Source organism: Vibrio sp. 1457 (assembly GCF_033340195.1).
Taxonomy (GTDB): domain Bacteria; phylum Pseudomonadota; class Gammaproteobacteria; order Enterobacterales; family Vibrionaceae; genus Vibrio; species Vibrio alginolyticus.
The window spans coordinates 102692-120867 of the sequence record NZ_JAWOWA010000014.1 but is presented as its reverse complement, the minus strand read 5'-3'; the positions used below and the strand labels follow the sequence as shown (position 1 = coordinate 120867).

15 protein-coding genes are annotated in these 18176 nt (G+C 46.5%); 12 read left to right on the top strand and 3 right to left on the bottom strand.

Features of this window, described 5'->3' with window-relative positions; all coding sequences use genetic code 11:
- Positions 1–2 precede the first annotated feature (2 nt).
- The 5 genes from cyoB to R7Z41_RS15870 all read left to right on the top strand — a co-directional run bounded on the left by cyoB (position 3) and on the right by R7Z41_RS15870 (position 5585).
- Positions 3–2039: a cytochrome o ubiquinol oxidase subunit I gene (cyoB, locus tag R7Z41_RS15890; RefSeq protein WP_206969246.1), complete on the top strand. Its 2037-nt coding sequence runs from the start codon at positions 3–5 to the stop codon at positions 2037–2039.
- Positions 2029–2631 carry a cytochrome o ubiquinol oxidase subunit III gene (gene cyoC, locus R7Z41_RS15885; RefSeq protein WP_206969248.1) on the top strand — a complete coding sequence of 201 codons (603 nt, stop codon included), beginning with the start codon at positions 2029–2031 and terminating at the stop codon, positions 2629–2631. Before cyoB ends, cyoC begins: the two co-directional genes overlap by 11 nt.
- The gene (gene cyoD, locus R7Z41_RS15880) at positions 2631–2942 is read left to right on the top strand and encodes a cytochrome o ubiquinol oxidase subunit IV (RefSeq protein ID WP_012842490.1); all 312 of its coding nucleotides are present in this window, start codon (positions 2631–2633) and stop codon (positions 2940–2942) included. The genes cyoC and cyoD overlap by 1 nt, the downstream gene beginning before the upstream one ends.
- Complete coding sequence (cyoE, locus tag R7Z41_RS15875; protein WP_017634257.1) at positions 2903–3817, top strand: heme o synthase; 915 nt, start codon at positions 2903–2905, stop codon at positions 3815–3817. The genes cyoD and cyoE overlap by 40 nt, the downstream gene beginning before the upstream one ends.
- A gap of 661 nt (positions 3818–4478) precedes the next feature.
- Positions 4479–5585, top strand: coding sequence for an NADH:flavin oxidoreductase (locus R7Z41_RS15870; RefSeq protein WP_213896784.1), 1107 nt, complete (start codon positions 4479–4481; stop codon positions 5583–5585).
- Between the two features lie 80 nt (positions 5586–5665).
- Here R7Z41_RS15870 and R7Z41_RS15865 read toward each other — a convergent pair whose 3' ends face one another.
- Positions 5666–6556, bottom strand: coding sequence for a LysR family transcriptional regulator (locus tag R7Z41_RS15865; RefSeq protein ID WP_005375788.1), 891 nt, complete (start codon positions 6554–6556; stop codon positions 5666–5668).
- Positions 6557–6711: 155 nt separating this feature from the next.
- Here R7Z41_RS15865 and R7Z41_RS15860 point away from each other — a divergent pair, with 155 nt between their 5' ends.
- From R7Z41_RS15860 to R7Z41_RS15830, 7 genes are all read left to right on the top strand, one after another.
- Complete coding sequence (locus tag R7Z41_RS15860) at positions 6712–7110, top strand: RidA family protein (protein WP_005375789.1); 399 nt, start codon at positions 6712–6714, stop codon at positions 7108–7110.
- Between the two features lie 73 nt (positions 7111–7183).
- Complete coding sequence (locus tag R7Z41_RS15855) at positions 7184–8644, top strand: aldehyde dehydrogenase family protein (protein ID WP_005375790.1); 1461 nt, start codon at positions 7184–7186, stop codon at positions 8642–8644.
- A 69-nt stretch (positions 8645–8713) separates the two neighbouring features.
- Positions 8714–9703 carry a membrane dipeptidase gene (locus R7Z41_RS15850; RefSeq protein WP_053303711.1) on the top strand — a complete coding sequence of 330 codons (990 nt, stop codon included), beginning with the start codon at positions 8714–8716 and terminating at the stop codon, positions 9701–9703.
- A 109-nt stretch (positions 9704–9812) separates the two neighbouring features.
- A complete protein-coding gene (locus R7Z41_RS15845) occupies positions 9813–11414 on the top strand; it encodes a BCCT family transporter (RefSeq protein WP_104976558.1) in 1602 nt (533 codons plus the stop codon).
- A 100-nt stretch (positions 11415–11514) separates the two neighbouring features.
- On the top strand, positions 11515–13251 hold the full coding sequence (locus tag R7Z41_RS15840) for a hypothetical protein (RefSeq protein ID WP_225477789.1): 1737 nt from the start codon (positions 11515–11517) through the stop codon (positions 13249–13251).
- Positions 13248–13979: a DUF3726 domain-containing protein gene (locus R7Z41_RS15835; RefSeq protein WP_137282554.1), complete on the top strand. Its 732-nt coding sequence runs from the start codon at positions 13248–13250 to the stop codon at positions 13977–13979. The genes R7Z41_RS15840 and R7Z41_RS15835 overlap by 4 nt, the downstream gene beginning before the upstream one ends.
- A 142-nt stretch (positions 13980–14121) precedes the next feature.
- A complete protein-coding gene (locus tag R7Z41_RS15830; RefSeq protein ID WP_176311659.1) occupies positions 14122–14499 on the top strand; it encodes a nuclear transport factor 2 family protein in 378 nt (125 codons plus the stop codon).
- Between the two features lie 82 nt (positions 14500–14581).
- Here R7Z41_RS15830 and R7Z41_RS15825 read toward each other — a convergent pair whose 3' ends face one another.
- Positions 14582–15577, bottom strand: coding sequence for an ABC transporter substrate-binding protein (locus R7Z41_RS15825; protein WP_005375798.1), 996 nt, complete (start codon positions 15575–15577; stop codon positions 14582–14584).
- A 141-nt stretch (positions 15578–15718) separates the two neighbouring features.
- Entirely contained in the window at positions 15719–17953 is a 2235-nt protein-coding gene (locus R7Z41_RS15820; protein WP_225477793.1) for a hypothetical protein, read from the bottom strand.
- Positions 17954–18176 lie beyond the last annotated feature (223 nt).

The window sequence follows — 18176 nt, the reverse complement described above, 5'->3', positions numbered from 1 at the left end:
TAATGTTTGGAAGATTAACTCTTGATTCAGTTCCATTCCACGAACCTATTATCGTCATCACCCTAGCGGTTGTGGCGCTGGTTGGTTTAGCCGTAGTTTACGCGGTGACCAAAGCCGGAAAGTGGCAATATTTGTGGAATGAATGGTTTACTTCAGTAGACCATAAAAAACTTGGCTTCATGTACATCGCAGTAGCGATGGTGATGCTTGTTCGTGGTTTTGCTGACGCAGTCATGATGCGTAGTCAGCAACTCCTTTCTTCTGCGGGTGAAGCAGGTTACTTACCACCGCATCACTACGATCAAATTTTTACTGCCCATGGCGTGATCATGATCTTCTTCGTAGCGATGCCATTGGTCATTGGTCTGATGAACATCATCGTGCCATTGCAGATTGGTGCGCGTGACGTAGCTTTCCCGTATCTGAATAACTTGAGCTTCTGGCTGTTTGTTGTAGGTGTCATCCTAACAAACATGTCTCTCGGCTTAGGTGAATTTGGTCGTACCGGCTGGTTGGCGTATCCGCCGCTTTCAGGTATTGAGGCTAGCCCAGGAGTCGGGGTCGACTATTGGATTTGGGCGCTGCAGATATCAGGTGTTGGTACGACGTTAACAGGCGTGAACTTCTTCGCGACCATTTTGCGTATGCGTACACCGTCTATGCCAATGATGAAGATGCCAGTTTTCACTTGGGCGTCTCTGTGTGCAAACATTTTGATCATCATTTCATTCCCAATCCTAACGGTGACTATCGCTCTGCTTACGCTGGATAGATACCTAGGCATGCACTTCTTTACCAATGATCTTGGCGGCAACGTAATGATGTACGTCAACCTGATTTGGGCTTGGGGTCACCCAGAAGTGTACATCTTGATCTTGCCAATTTTTGGTGTGTTCTCAGAAGTCACCGCAACCTTCTCACGTAAAAAGTTGTTCGGTTACACATCGCTAGTTTGGGCTACCGTAGTTATCACGATTCTTGCCTTTGTCGTTTGGCTACACCACTTCTTTACGATGGGGTCTGGCGCGAACGTAAATGCCTTCTTCGGTATTGCCACGATGATCATTTCTATCCCAACAGGGGTGAAGATCTTCAACTGGCTATTCACGATGTACAAAGGCCGCATCCGCTTTACGACGCCAATGATGTGGACGGTGGGTTTCCTGATCACCTTTACTGTTGGTGGTATGACGGGCGTACTAATGGCTGTTCCGGGCGCAGATTTCGTTCTGCATAACTCAGTATTCCTTATCGCTCACTTCCACAACGTTATCATCGGTGGTGTGGTGTTTGGATGTTTCGCTGCGATCACTTACTGGTTCCCGAAAGCGACCGGTTTCACCATGAATGAAACTTGGGGCAAACGCGCGTTCTATCTTTGGATTATTGGTTTCTTAATGGCGTTCTTACCGCTTTACGCGCTGGGCTTCATGGGGATGACTCGTCGTTTAAGCCAAGACATCAACCCAGAATACTTCCCACTGTTGTCGATTGCCGCATCAGGTACGGTTGTGATTGCGCTGGGCGTATTATCTCAGTTCATCCAAATTTACGTGAGTATCCGTGACCGCGAGCAAAACCGTGATCTAACTGGTGACCCGTGGGGTGGTCGTACTCTTGAGTGGGCAACATCGTCTCCACCGCCGTTCTACAACTTTGCGCACCTACCAAAAGGTGATGTGCTGGATGCCTTCTGGTACCAGAAACAAAGTGGCGAGTTCGATCCAACTAAAGAAGTGGAATACGAACGTATTCATATGCCAAAAAACACGGCAACAGGCATCTACGTGTCGGCTTGGTCGCTCCTATTTGGCTTCGGAATGATTTGGTACATCTGGTGGCTAGCGGCGGCAAGTTTGGTCGGTATTATCGTGACGTGTATTCAGCATAGCTATAACGATGATGTGGATTACTACGTGGAAGTTGAAGAGATCAAAGCAATTGAGGCCGAACGTCGAGCTCAGCTTGAAGAAGCGAAGAAAAACTCAGTGAAAGACAGCGAAAGTAAAGATGATCTGGAGGTGACGTATGCAAACTAATATCGCATCACATCACGACCATGATCACCACCATGACACGAATGGCAACAAGCTATTTGGCTTCTGGGTTTACCTGATGAGTGACTGTGTATTGTTTGCGACCTTGTTCGCGACTTACGCTGTGCTGTCGAGCAATTCAATTGCGGGCCCTACAGGTAAAGACATTTTCGAACTCCCATTCGTGTTTGTCGAAACCATGCTGCTGCTGTTTAGCAGTATCACATTTGGTTTTGGCATTATCGCGATGAAGCGCAACAACGTTGCTGGTCTCAAACGTTGGATGTTAGTCACGTTCGCGCTTGGTCTTGGCTTTATCTGTATGGAGGTCTATGAGTTCCATCACCTGATTGAAGAAGGCTATGGGCCCCAAACAAGTGCATTCCTGTCGGCATTCTTTACGTTGGTTGGTACGCACGGCCTGCACGTAACCTTTGGTCTGATTTGGTTAGCGGTAGCGTATCATCAACTGTCGACGAAAGGTCTGAACGACAATATGGCAATGCGCTTTAACTGCTTAAGCCTATTCTGGCACTTTCTAGATATCGTTTGGATTTGTGTCTTTACCATCGTTTACTTACTGGGGGTAATGTAATGGATCAACATGTAGAAACCAGTGCGTCAGATTACGTGAAAGGCTTTATTGCCTCACTGATTCTGACGGTAATTCCGTTCTACTTTGTTTGGACGAAATCATTACCAGATACAACGACCTATGCGATTCTATTTGGATGTGCATTAGTGCAGATATTTGTTCACTTTAAATACTTCTTGCACATGGAAACAAAAACATCCGACGGACGTTGGAACCTTGTATCACTGATGTTTACCGCCATTGTTGTACTTATCCTTATCGCTGGCTCGGTATGGATCATCTACAACATGAACGTCAACATGAAGTTGTAGGTCAAGGTATGCTGAAAAGTTATTTGTCTATCACTAAACCGGGCATTATTTTCGGCAACCTGATTTCTGTTGCGGCGGGGTTCTTCCTCGCCGCAAAAACAGAACCAGCCAGTCTAATGTTGTTCGTTACGACGTTAGTTGGTGTTGGGTTAGTCATCGCTTCAGGTTGTGTGGTGAATAATATTTTCGATCGTGATATCGACCAAAAGATGGCACGTACACGAAATCGTGAAACAGTGAAAGGCAACATCAATATCGATATTGCGTTTGTTTATGCACTTGCTTTATTGCTGGTAGGAACCGCACTGTTATTTATCCGAGTGAACCCACTATCCGCTGTCGTCGTGTTGCTTGGTTACGTGTATTACGTGTTCTTTTACACGATGTGGTACAAACGTAACTCGGTGTATGGAACCTTAGTGGGAAGTATCTCAGGCGCAGTTCCGCCATTGGTGGGTTACTTGGCGGTAACAAACTTCATTAGCTTGGAAGCGATTTTACTCTTTACCATGTTCTGTCTCTGGCAAATGCCGCACTCTTATGCCATTGCCATGTTCCGCATGCAAGACTACCGAGAAGCCGGGATTCCCGTATTGCCAGTTAAAGAAGGTATTCATAAAGCGCATCGACACATGAAAGCGTATGTCGTGGCGTTTGGAGCAGTATCGTTGGGGTTATTTTTACTAGGTGAAGCCGGGTATGAATACTTAGCGGTTGCAGCGGTTGTTTGCTTTATGTGGACGAAAGTGACCTTTCGCAGCATTGATGACAACAACTACATCGCTTGGTCAAAGTCGGTGTTTAAAGTCTCACTGCTAGTGGTGATGGGGATCAGTGGTGTGCTTGGTGTCGAGTTGATTCCTCTAGCTCTGTAACAACCAGACCTAAGCGTTTGCTACGCGCTAATATCTTGTGCTGCTGAATGCATCAATGGCCTTACCTAGAAGTAAGGTCATTTAACTTTCTATTGTCCTTTGTTTTCCCTGTTCCTCCTCTAGCTTCACTATCACGTATTCATATCTAAAAGTAAAAACAACCAGCGTGTAAAACATAGTGGAGCGCGTTTCCGCTGACGCGTAATAATGCCAAGAGATAGCGACGATTAAGCCAAAAAGTATAAACAGCGCAATAACTCTACTTACCATATGAGAATTCAATATCGACAGTTTGTAATGTAAACATTTGGGGGGAGTGCTAGTTCTCATAGCAGCATACAAACTAACAATGTGAATGTTTGAGTTGAATCACCTGCTAGCGAAATACACAAGTTTTACTACTGAAAGTGGGAGAGGAAGTATCTTAACTCCAGTGAAATGAACACGATTAAGAATCATCCTTTTACATAATCTAAAAACTCACTAAACCTTAACCCAGATTAAAGTTTTGTCGTCTCCGAGGCATTAAGGTGCGCCTGTAGTTTGCAGGTCTCAAGGATTCAGAGAAGGAACAGCCATACATCGTGTATCGCTGTTCCTTTTTCGTTCTTGTTTACTTGCGAAAAGATAAAACATAAAGACAACTTTAAGAGGACTGGTTTTGAGCATTTTGTTTTCCGAAGCCCGCATTGGCAACATGACCCTAAAGAACCGTTTTGTGAGAAGCGCAACGTGGGAGAACATGGCGACCGAAGATGGTCACATGACGGTAAAGCTTTACGATATTTACGAAACGCTTGCGAAAGGGGAAGTTGGGCTTATTGTTACGGGTTATGCCAATATCGTTGAAGAAGAGAAACCCAACGCAGGTATGATGGGGATCTACAACGACTCTTTTATTGAAGAATACAAAAAGCTAACAGAGCTAGTACATCAACAAGATTCTAAAATCGTGATGCAAATTGCTTACGGTGGCACCAAAACCACCCATAACGTCGGTGAGCGTGTCATCTTCGCTCCGAGTGACGTGCCTGAGCGTGGTACAAATACGCAAGGCAAAGCGATGACAAAGGACGAAATAGACTACATCATAAAGGCATTCGCATTGGCGAGTAAACGTGCTCAAGACGCTGGTTTTGACGGCGTAGAGATTCATGCGGCGCACACTTATTTAATTAACCAGTTTTTAAGCCCGTACTATAATCGTCGCGAAGACGAATATGGTGGTGACTTAGAAAATCGCATGCGCTTTCTTTTAGAAATTTATTCTGAAACCAGAAAGCTGGTTGGAAGCGAATTTCCCATCCTCGTTAAACTGACGGCAACAGAGTTCTTTGACGGCGGTTTAACGTTCAATGAAACTCGCGTCGTCTGCAAGAAACTTGAAGAAATAGGCGTTGATGCGATCATCGTATCTGGCAATGTTCACGGCAAAGCAAACGAACTTGTTGGTCAAACGTTCGATGGTTACACACTACAAGAAGAAGGTTACTTTCACGAATATGGTCACGTGATCAGTCAGGACGTTAGCATACCGGTGATTACTGTCGGCGGGCTGAGCGACATTGATGCGATTGAGAAAATTGCAGAAAACACAGGTATCCAATTTTTTGCTGTGTCACGCCCTTTATTGGCTGAGCCACAGTTGATCAAACGTTGGAAAGAAGGCAATCGCGCACCAGTAGATTGTGAACGTTGCTCAAAGTGTCGTACCAAGCGTGGTAACTTTTGCGTGGTGTATAAGAACCGAAATCGTCGCAAAAAATAGAACGAAGCGAATACACAAATACAAATTAGCCTCCACTCTGAATATGGAGGCTTTTAATTATCCGCATGTTAATCGAACCATTATTTATCTTCTTTTTGATAGTTTAAATAATGCACACAAAGATCGTGAAATGCTTTAGCTTGAGGCGAGATCGTGCGATCGGTTAACGTAAATATACCAATTTGCCTTTCAAGTGGTGGATCGATAAGCGGAATCCAAACCAAGCGTGTTTCATTGGTTGGGAAAGCAAGCTTCGGTAGGGTCGTGACACCAATCCCAAGTTCTAAGACAGAAAACAGTGAAGTAATATTTTCGACCGAATAGAGCGCTTGCTGACTCAGAGCTCTTGCTGGGGTTGGATCGAGAAGTGTACAAGTGCCGTTACGGATAAAGGGTTGTTCCAACAAAGTTTGCCACTCGATTCCTTCTGGATGACTTGCAATAGGGTTGTCCTTTAAACACACCACGCCTATTGGATCGGCTAACAGCGGCGTAAAGTCAATGCCGCCCTCATCGAGGTGAGAGGGGTTACCGAGCGCCAAGTCGACTTCACCGGAGAGTAAGCGAGCCTCGACGCCCGCCGCGTTATCATCGATCAAGCTTACTTCTACATTTGGATACTGCTCGCAAAAGGCACCCAACACGCTAGGGATGAGTTTCGCTGCAACAGAAGGAACGCTCGCAATTCGCACTCTCCCTTGCTGTCCGGCCGCGGCAGCTTTGAGATCGTTGTCCAGCGCACTGTAGATATTGAGAAACTGAACCACCTTGGGCAGACAAATTTCACCAAACGGGGTCAATTTGGTTTTGTTTCCGGGTTCAAACAGCGTTTGCCCTAGAATTTTTTCAAGCTCTTTTATCGATGTTGACAGTGCCGCCTGAGAACGATTTGCACGATGTGAAGCGGCTCGAAAGCCTCCTTCCTCGACTACCATCACAAAATGCATTAATTGTTGAAGCTTAATACTCATCCCTAATGCCTCTTAATCCCTTTATTTACGTTATTTTAAACAGAGTGATAAGTTTAATTTATCAAATGTCAAAAATTTACCGTTAGATTTATCGCCTGTCAATGTGCATCATTTAACCATATTGAAACAAAGCTGTTACAAAGGTTGAAAGGCACGTGAATACTCCTACTAAAAAACACCCAGTTAAAACCAGTCTATTTGCTTCTAAAGCGCCGCTTGAATGGGCGATAGTCAACAACGGAACCCTGTATACGGCTCAAATTCCTATTGATGACACAGGCGCGGTTGTGGAAGGCGGTATCGAAGCACAAACACGTCAAACCTTTAACAATCTCATTCACACCCTGGAGTGTGCAGGGGAGTCTTTGGACTCGGTGTTGCAGGTCCTGATTTATGTGACCGACAGAGAATACTTAAAGACCGTTAACCAAGTGTACGCGGAATATTTTGAAGCGCCGTACCCAAATCGCGCCGCCATGGTGGTTGCAGGGTTAGCGCGAGAAGAGATGTTGGTGGAGTTTGTTGTCTACGCGTCGGCAAGCCAACCAGAATAAATCCAATAAGAACAATTAGAGATCAGTGAGTGGGTGGCTTGCCATCACAAATCGGAAGAACAAGGAAAGAACCATGACTTTTATTAACAATGTTCAAGCAGAAAAATCCCTCTATATAGCAGGTGAATGGCAATCGGGCATGGACACCATCGCCAATATTAACCCTTCTGATATCAGCGAAAACATTGGCGATTTCGCACAAGCGAGTGTGTCGCAAGTAGAGCAAGCGATTCAAGCGGCTAAATCAGCGCAGCCAGAGTGGGAAAAAACACCAATCGAGCGCAAGCAAGCAGTGCTACAAGCGATTGGTGATGAGCTCATTGCACGATGTGACGAATTGGGCACCTTACTTTCGCGTGAAGAAGGTAAGCCATTTGCTGAAGGTCGAGGTGAGATATACCGTGCTGGCCAATTCTTCCAATACTTTGCTGCTGAGGTTCTGCGTCAAATTGGCGATAACGCTGCTTCCGTCCGTCCAGGTGTCTCCGTTGAAGTTACTCGTGAAGCCGTCGGCGTTATCGCCATTATCTCTCCTTGGAACTTTCCAACAGCAACAGCGGCTTGGAAAATCGCGCCAGCACTTGCGTTTGGCAACAGCGTCGTCTGGAAGCCTGCCAACCTAACCCCAGCAAGTGCCGTTGCGCTGACAGAGATTATCCATCGCCAAGGTTTACCTGCCGGCACGTTTAACCTCGTTTTGGGTAGCGGTTCGCAAGTCGGTAATACCCTTATCAATTCGAAGGATGTGAACGGCGTGAGCTTCACTGGTTCTGTGGACACAGGCCGTAAAGTTGCAGCGGCAACGGCACCAAATTTTGTGCGTTGTCAGCTAGAGATGGGTAGCAAAAATGCGCTCGTAGTGGCAGATGATGCAGACATTCAAATTGCCGTTGAAGCGACAATCGCAGGCTCATTCTCGGGTGCAGGTCAAAAGTGCACCGCGTCTTCTCGTCTTGTGGTTATGGACGGAATTCACGACGCGTATGTTGAAGCGCTAATCCAACGCATGAGCGAACTTAAAGTGGGTCACGCACTGGAAGAGGGCGTGTTCATGGGCCCTGTGGTTGATGGTAACCAGCTGAATGCGAACTTTGAGTGGATCGAAAACGCACGCCAAGCAGGCGCGGAGCTGGCTTTCGGTGGTGAGCGTCTGAGCCTAGAGCATGACGGTTACTACATGTCACCAACTCTGTTTTTAAATACACAGAATGGCTGGGAAGTGAACCAAGAAGAAGTCTTTGCGCCAATGGCGAGCGTGATTCGCGTTTCTGATCTGGATGAGGCAATTGCAGTCGCGAACGATACGCGCTTTGGCCTGACAGGCGGCATTATCACGCAAAGCTTGCGTAATAGCGCGATCTTCAAACAGCAAGTCCAAACGGGCTGCGTCATGGTTAACTTGCCAACTGCGGGTACAGATTATCACGTTCCATTTGGTGGCCGTAAAGAATCTAGCTTTGGTCCTCGTGAGCAAGGTCAGTACGCCAAAGAGTTCTACACCGTAGTGAAAACCGCTTATCAGCGTCCTTACTAAGATCGACAGGGTAACTGATGGTGTCAGTTGCCCGCACGAAAAGGCTAAGAAATTGTTTAAGGAGTGGTTATGTACCAACAACGGATTGTGATTGACGGATTGCAGTACTGCAATTGGGATCGAGAGTATTTCCAAACGCTTAAGGCGAGTGGCATTACCGCCGTTCATGCCACCATCGTCTACCACGAAACTGCGCGCGAAACCTTAACGCGTTTTGCTGAATGGAACTTGCGCTTCGAGCAAAATGCGGACCTCATCATGCCTATTTATTCAATGGCAGATGTAGAAAAAGCCAAAGCAGAAGGTAAAGTCGGCATCTTCTTCGGCGCGCAAAATTGCTCACCTATCGATGATGAAATTGGCCTGATTGAAGTGATGCGCCGCCAAGGTCTGCTGATCATGCAACTGACCTACAACAACCAAAGCTTACTGGCGACAGGTTGTTACGAACAAAACGATTCCGGCGTAACTCGCTTTGGTAAACAAGCGATTGAAGAGATGAACCGAGTCGGGATGATCATTGATATGTCCCACAGCGCGGAGCGTTCGACGTTGGAAGCTATCGAGCTCTCTTCGCGTCCAATTTGTATCAGCCATGCTAACCCGACATTTGCGCATGACGCACTGCGCAACAAGTCCAACACCGTGATCAAAGCACTGACGGAGCGCGGTGGTTTGATTGGATTCAGTTTATATCCATTCCATTTGCCAAATGGCAGCCAGTGCACGCTGGATGATTTCTGCCAGATGGTTGCGAAAACCGCAGACATGTTTGGCGTTGACCATTTAGGTATCGGTAGCGATTTGTGCCTAAATCAGCCGCAACAAGTGTTGGAGTGGATGCGCAACGGGCGTTGGTCAAAAGCGATGGATTACGGCGAAGGTTCTGCAAGTAACTCGGGATGGCCAGATGCGCTGCCATGGTTCTGCGGCAGCGCAGGGATGGAGAACATCTACAACGGATTAATGGGTCACGGATTCAGTGAATCTGAGGCTGGAAAAATATTGGGTGAAAACTGGTTCAACTTCCTTAAAGAAGGATTAGAGCCTATTTCATAGCATTCCCCAAAGTAGGAACCGCCTGCCCACATAATAACAATACGGCAGGCGTAAAACTCACATTTGTAGCCAGTCTTTGGCTGCTGCAAAGAACCTCTGGAGCCAGAGTATGTCTGATTTAACCAATAGCATGAAAGCTTCCACGATGAGCGTGTCATCGGGCAAGTCGAAAGCAAAACACAACACATCAACAACAGAAAACACGACGAACAAATTAGGACTGAATAACCCGGCCTTTTGGTATAGCGGTGGTTTCATCGCGTTGTTCGTTGCTATTGCACTTTATGACGGCGAGCTGTTATCTACGATCGTTAACGCTGGCTTTGGCTGGGCAGTTCAGGTGTTTGGTCCATACTGGCAGTTACTGCTGCTTCTCACTTTTCTTATTGGTCTTGGCTTGGCTGCAGGGCGAACAGGCAAGGTGATGTTGGGCGGGATTGCAAAACCAGAAATGGATTCTTTCCGCTGGATGGCGATTATTTTCTGTACCTTATTGGCTGGTGGTGGCGTTTTCTGGGCCGCGGCTGAGCCTATCGCGCATTATGTTAGCCCACCTCCTTTGTACGGCGCGCAAGATAACCCGCAGCAAGGTGCGGTGAATGCGTTGTCGCAATCCTTTATGCACTGGGGCTTTCTAGCTTGGGCGATTGTAGGTAGCTTAACTTCGATCGTGGTGATGCACCTACATTACGACAAAGGTTTACCGCTAAAACCCCGTATTTTGCTTTACCCAGTCTTGGGCGAACGAGCACTTAAAGGCCAACTCGGTGCATTGATTGACGCGTGCTGCATTATCGCGGTAGCCGCAGGCACCATCGGGCCAATTGGGTTTCTAGGCTTGCAGGTTAGCTACGCGTTAAATGCGTTGTTTGATATCCCTGATGGCTTTACCACTCAGCTTATCATCATCTTGTTTGCGATTGCGCTTTACACCTTGTCAGCACTCAGTGGATTAAGCCGAGGCATGCAACTGCTTAGTCGTTACAACGTGATTCTGGCAATGGCATTGATGGTTTACATCCTGTTTTTCGGTCCGACGAATTTTATCTTTAACGGATACATTCAAGGTGTAGGAAGCATGTTGGATAACTTTATCCCAATGGCGACTTATCGCGGTGACGAAGGTTGGCTAAGTTGGTGGACAGTATTTTTCTGGGGCTGGTTCCTGGGTTATGGTCCGATGATGGCAATCTTTATTGCGCGTATTTCCCGTGGTCGAACTATTCGCCAAGTTATTTCCACCATCAGTATTGTGGCTCCGTTAACCACCTGTTTTTGGTTCACGATTGTGGGCGGCTCAGGCCTTGCGTTTGAAATTGCTGAACCGGGTAGCGTGAGTGCGGCGTTTGAGGGCTTTAACTTGCCAGGTGCTTTGCTTGCAGTGACTCAGCAACTACCAATGCCAATGCTGACTTCAATTCTATTTCTGATTTTAACCACGATCTTCATCGTCACGACGGGCGACTCAATGACCTACACAATCAGTGTCGTGATCAGTGGTGAAACGGAGCCGAATGCGATCATCCGTACCTTCTGGGGCGTAATGATGGGTGTGACGGCATTGATCCTAATTTCCCTTGGCTCTGGCGGCATTTCTGCACTGCAATCTTTCATTGTGATTACCGCGGTTCCGGTTTCGTTGATTCTGTTACCGTCGCTTTGGAATGCGCCGCAAATCGCAATCAAAATGGCGAAAGAGCAAGGGCTATAACAATTATCTAATTCAAACAACGTGGAGCTTGTGCGGTGTTTTCCTCCTGCATCCGCACAAACCCTAGTATTCTTACAATAACAAATAGGTGGTGAGCAAAATGGATGCACATCGTTCTACTTATACGGAAGCAACTATGCGCGATGCAGCGATTGTCATGGCAGCCGAAAGGCTTGGCGCAATGCACCAAAACCGAATCAGCTTTGTTCGCAGTCTGATTCGTAATATGGCAAGCCAAAACTGGCAAGTAACCAAGCATGAGTGGCAGCTTTGTCCTCGTGGTTATGGTCATGTGATTTACAAATTGACCACGCCAGAGTACGTTTATCATTTGGTGGTATTCTGTGATGAAATTGCCGACGACGAGCGTAATGATCGCGTAATTGCTGAAAAGTGGGACGTCACATTTGCACTGGTTCAAGGCGATGTTGATGTTACTTTGTTGGAAAGATTGCGAGAAAATGTACCGCTGCAAGAAGCGGGACGTAATCCAAACAACGTACTTGTTCTTGCTCGCGCAAACAAAAGTGTGCGCGTGTTTGAGCACATTGTTAGCGCGCTTTCTCAAGGCGAGCAGCCTGAGCCGAAAGAGTTAGCGGAAGTGGGTTATATCCTGCGTACCACAGCTGTTTATGGTAACGGAAAGTTTGGTATCGCCGATTTCAAACTGTTAGAGAACAACTCAGATTTCAGCCAGTCTTTTAGTGCGCAAATGTGTGCAGTATATATGTTGCGTGAATTCAGCCTAGATTGGGTGCACTATCTGGCACTTCAACAAGGTGGCGACAACGCGGTGGCTTTGCATCGTGGCTTGCAGCGCTACCTTGGTGTCGGCAATGCTACTGGCTTAGGCATGGCTCCATACTTGATTAATCATCCGTGTATTGTTGACCAATGGATGACCTCTCGTGAACGTGCGGTAGCGCGAGTCTTTGCGATGCCATGTGAAGCTTCATTCCATGCTCCTTTGCAAGGATTGCTGCAAAAAGCACAGCGTCATTTAGAGCAAGTCATCACCATCAATGAACATCAAGACAGGCTCAATCATCAAGCGATAGCAGACATCAAACAACTGCTATCGAAGCTAACAACGTTAATGGCATCACATCCGAATTGGGCGAGTTTGGTCGAGCATAAGAAAACAATGAGTGTGGAAGCCCAAGAAATCCTCACCTCTTGCTTGATCGAACTCTACCCATCTTTAGTGGATGAATTTGCTAGCCAAATGAATACGGATGAAACGTTATCTATTCCGGGCGGGAAAAAGATCCAAGATTTACTGGAAGTGTTGCAAAGCAAGTACCGCTGGGCGATTGATGCGGATTACTCACTAGCCGAGAACAACTACTGGTTCTGGTATCGCTCACAAGACAAAGAAGAGCCAAGGCTTGGTGTTCGCGGGGAAGAGGCTGGAGAAGAAAAAGAACTGCCGCTTGATATCGGCAGACAAGTGAATCGCTTGTACCAGGCCTTGCTTGACTGTGATGTAGAAATGTCCGTAGCAGAGTTTCTATTGCAAAAACCGGCTTATCGTTCGATCACACGTCGCGTATGGACGTTAGGTAGCCGTGCGATGGGGGATATTCAAATGAACGTGCTGCGTAAAGATGCGTTACCAATGCACTTATTGCGCTGTAAATTGGCGATCTTTGGCGCGACTAAGTTTGATCCGCGCTCGGATCGTTGGGTTAGAGTAACTTTTCTCCAAGGCGCGCCGCTGTTGGATGAAATTCACGACCCTAAATTGACAGACACATGGATTTTCCCTAGCATGCCGCCACGTGACGAAATTGAGCAAAGTGATAATCAAAAAATCAGTGGAGGATTTGCATTATGATCGTCTCTCACAACGAATTGGTGGCCGCGGTTAATAAGGCATTTCTTGGCATGCGCCGTCACTGTGGTGAGGCGGATGTCATTGCGAACATGGTGGCGGACTTGCAAATGGTTGGCTTACATGGAGTTCGCCATTTTAATAACGCCAGTCTATTTCTTGGGCTAGATTCAGACTGCGCCGTATCGGTGACCAACAGCACGTCAGCGAGTATCGAGATGGATTTGCACAACGGCAGTGTGGCGTGTCATTTACCCGCTGTGTTGGATTTCGCACTTGAGAAAATGATTAACCGTAAGTCGATTACCATTACGTTGAAACAGTGCCATAACCGTTGGTTGGGTTTCAGTGAGTTGTTGAAGCTCTCTGCGAAAGGCATCGCGTGTCGCGCACAATGGGTCAATGGCTCTAGTCCCAAGCGAACGCTTTATGTGTTAAATCGTGGACGAATCGCGCCAGAAGTCTTTTTCTCGGATCAGTTTGATGGGCATGATACGGATTTGCATAGTATGGTTATCGAGCTCTCCGTGAACGATTTCGATATCGAGAAAAGTGCACAAGGGTATACCACCCACATTGAAGGTGATGAGTTAAGCCGCACGCAACAAGCTTCTTGGCAAAATGGTATCTTTGTCGAAGACCAAGAATGGGAAACACTGAAACAAACCGCAACCGCGTTGCTGGTGGAGAACAGTGAGCGTTCTATGCTCGGTGCTGGCGGTGTGGTTTAAGCGATGAAAGGCGATGATTCCAAGTAGAAGTGATGAAGGCTGCTGTTTAGCGGCCTTTTTTGTGCGCGAAGTTTGGTCACTTCTGAAGTTCAAAGACTATGATTACCGTTATCCGCAAGATGGATCAACACAGGTAAGAAAAGTGGATCTGCAAGAGAATAAAAGAAATGCCATTGCGTTTTACGAAACCGCCTATAGAGGTAATCCAAGAAAGGCAGTTGAAGACTACGTAGGTGATGAGTACATCCAGCACAATCCATTAGTTGGAAATGGCCCCGAGGCTTTTATCGAGTATTTTGAGCGGATGCAAAACGAGTATCCCGATAAAGATATTAGGTTTGTGCGAGCTATTGCTGAAGGGAATTTGGTGGCACTACACACTCACCAAACATGGCCTAATGATATTGAATACGTGACAATGGATTTCTTTCGTTTTGATCATAATGGGAAGATTGTTGAACATTGGGACGCTCTGCAAGAGATCCCTAAAGAAACATTGAATGGTCACACCATGTATTAACGAGTCGTTGATTAGTCTCCCATGCCGTTTATTCAAACGGTATGGGAGGTTAAATAATTTGTGGCACTCGAAGTATTAATCATCAAAGCGCTTTTTCGATTCTCACCGCGACGTCTTCAGATACCCAGCCTTTCCATAAGTCAGGGTAGGTATTAAAGAAGTAAAACATCGCTTCTTCACCGTCCGCGTAGTTATCTTCCATCCAGGCCAGCATTTCACTCATTTGCTCGTTGGTAAATCCGCGTTTCTGCAAGTACGCGAATGCTTGGGGTTCTTTGCTCGCAAACGCCTCCGTTGTTACTGTACGAACTGGAGAAGGTGGGTACATTGTTACTTTTGGTGAAGCGCAATCAGGCTGAGTGGTACAGTTGCGATACTCTTCTAAATCTGTTCCGCTACCAAAATCCACTTTGACCATATCATACTTGCCCAATACGGGGGTCGGTGACCAGTAGTAACCAAACCAAGGCATTTTGCGATCATAGGCTTTGGCGATGGTGCCAGCTAATGCTGCGCCAGATCCTGGGTCAACCATCTCAAAGCCGTGCTCACTTAACCCTAATGCATTAAACAAGTGACCGGAGGTGATTTGGCATGTCCAACCAGCAGGGCAGCTATAGAACGCGAACTTGTCATCATCTTCTGGGTGTTCAAATAGTTTGGCGTGCTTGATGACGCCTTCTATCGTCGCGAGTTCTGGATACTGTTTTACCAGATAGGCGGGAACCCAAAAACCTTCTTCACCACCATTGACAAGCGATTCACTAGCGATGCGCAAGCGTTTATCCGCAATCCCTTTATCAAGTGCTTCTTTAATACCGTTTGTCCATAACTCTGGCGCAACGTCAGGCTGTCCCTTTTCAATCATAGAGGTGCCTGTAGGAACGCTATCACCAGGGATCAATTCCGCATCGCACTGGTAGCCTTCATTTAAGACAAATTGGTCGATGTGCGCCATTAAGCTGGCCGAATTCCAATTCATGTCTGCGATGGTTATTTTTCCGCATTCGTCCGCATTTGCATGAGTAGATAATGCTGATAGCAGCAGAACAGAGAGCATTGAAGGTGTCGTCTTCATGTGACTGAATTTCCTTGTCGTTGTCATTTACTTCAGTATATACATCGGTTTATAAAGATTCAGTGAACAAGTTTTTTTCAGTGACGTTAAGCATAAAAACGGCGATTTATGAAGTGTTTGGTGAGAAGGGTTTAAAGGGAGTTAATACAGCAAGAACACTCCTTCGTAGCCGCCAATCTCAATATGAGAAACATAGTCGCCGATGTTACCGTCTTGATCTACAGGTCGCATAGGCTCTGGAAGTGCGATAGTTATCCTCGGTGAGGAGAAGTAATCGATATTTTTGCCAAAAAAATCAGTCCGATACAGCACTCGGCCTTTAGTGAATTCGCGGGATAACACCATCTCCGTAGGACCATGCACCACCACCGTATCGTCTGAGTGATACGCAAAGTACGTATGGGTTGGTAACAAATCGATAGCGCCATTGGGCAAGTCAGGATGAGCCACTTTGCTCATAGAAGCATCTCCAATCACCGTGTAATCGGCAGGATAGGGCGTGCTGGTGGACATCATTACCGGAGTCGCCTGATACCCCTCTGGTATTTGATTGGCAGGCTCTCCCAAATCAACGGCAAGCAAGGTGCTAGGTTGATAAGCAATATTCTTTGGTACGCCTGCCTTCCAGAAGTTGTCACTTGTTGTGTTATTACTTCCATATAAGTAGCCATTGTTCCACTGATTAAAGTAACTGCGCTCAGGGTGATAGTTTAAGTAGAACACTGCTAGTGCAGAGTATTGGTCCTGTTTCCAATTGTCTTCTGTGTTCCCAAAGTATTGAACGCGACCATAACGCGTTGTCGCTTGATAAATCACTTTCTGGCCAGCTTTGGCGAGTGCAGAGTTATCCCAAAACTTAGCTAACCCAGCATAGCCACTAAAGCCGGTAGAAGGGAAAAGGTAGTGCTCGCGCAAGTACAAGGAGCCAGCGTCAACCAAGTGGTTTTGCCCATTACGACCGAATAAGTTTGCCGTACCTATGTTGAGGCCAATTAACGCATCTTCATCCTGCGTTGCCAGTTTATTCAAGAACGCCGAGAATTGCGCTTTGTACGCATCGTCAGCAGCTTGGCTACCCGCCACCAAACCAAGCTCACCCACTGTGCCTCCGGAATATATGTAGAACTGATTTGCACCGAGTAACTTATTCGTGTCGTCGTTGTACGCACCATTTAAACCTTGTTTCGCCCATTCAGCTTGGTAATAGTGGCGCATTGTATTGGTAAAAACGGGATTGCCGAGATTGGTCAATGCCCAAGAAGAGGTTTGATTCCACATACGACCAAATGGAATAACCCGTGACTCCCAACGAAATCGTGCCGTTGCATTCTTATTCGAACGGTTTTTGTATTCATTCCAAGAAAGATAATTGTCTTGGTTTCGATCTGCAGATTTGTCGAAGCCACGAATTTTACGCCAGCGTTGAATGGTTTGACCTTCAGGTGTCTCCGTTGGTGCTCCTGAGATGTTGACGGCAGGGAAGCTATTTTTGAGTCGAATGTTTTCGAGACGTGGGCGGTTTTCTATGTTGTCGTCATGCCAAGTAATTTTCGCAAAGTAAAGGCGGCCGCCGTCGCGTAAAAAGGTGGAGCCAAAGTACTGACCGCCACCATAAGTTTTTCCGCTACCATCATGCGTTGTAGCGCGAACCCAATCCGAAGGAACAGACCAGTTTACTGTTTGGTCTTTGGTCATGCCCTGTGTTCTATCTTTCTTAATATCAAAGGGCTTCCACTCCGATACCTGACCAAACGAGTCGATAGCAGAAGGGTATTCAATTATGAAGTTGCCACCTTGAGCAAACTGGGAAAACGTAAGGGTTAAGCGGTCGAACTTCTCTGAGTGATAAACATAGAGGGCACCACCATTATTCGCCTGACCGAATACATCAGCATCCCATGGCGGTGGTTGATATAGCCAAAAACCGGCGTGGTCAGCACTAGCCGTATAACCAACAATCATCGGTTTTCGATTGAGCAGAGTATTCTCGCCATGGCTTGAGTCGACTTCAGCTAGGATAGTGTCTTCAGAAAAGTGGAGAAAGAAATCTTCGTAGTCAATTCCATTCAGTTCTGCTTGGTTACGTATATCGTTTTCCAGCCAACCTGAGTTAAGTTCCAGCTTTTGGTTGTACATGTAACCAAGTGCTTGTACACGCTCATTATGACTTTTACTTTCGTAAGCACCGAATAAGATATCAGCATAATCCAGTTCCCATTCACGTGTAGCCGCAGCAGAGATAGGCTTATCTTGAAGATTAATACCCTGTTCATGCAATCCAGGTAACACGATTGCTGTTCTACTCCAAACGCTGGGTATAGAAAGTAAGCTCAGAGAAGCAAGTGCCATGAGAGAAAAACAATGCGACTTCAACATGGGGTTATCTCACTCATACTTAGATGACTCGAATTAAGGGCCAGAATACAAAGAGAAATTATAGTCTATTCACAAAGTCCTAATCAGGAACCCGCCGATAGAAGGCTTTACCGGAAATCGAGGGGGGAAGCCCGGCAAAAATGAGAAGGTCTGCGTCGGGTGTAGTACGTTCAAAGACTCAAAATTCCGTCTACACAAGCACAAAAGTAACCAGAATTTTAAC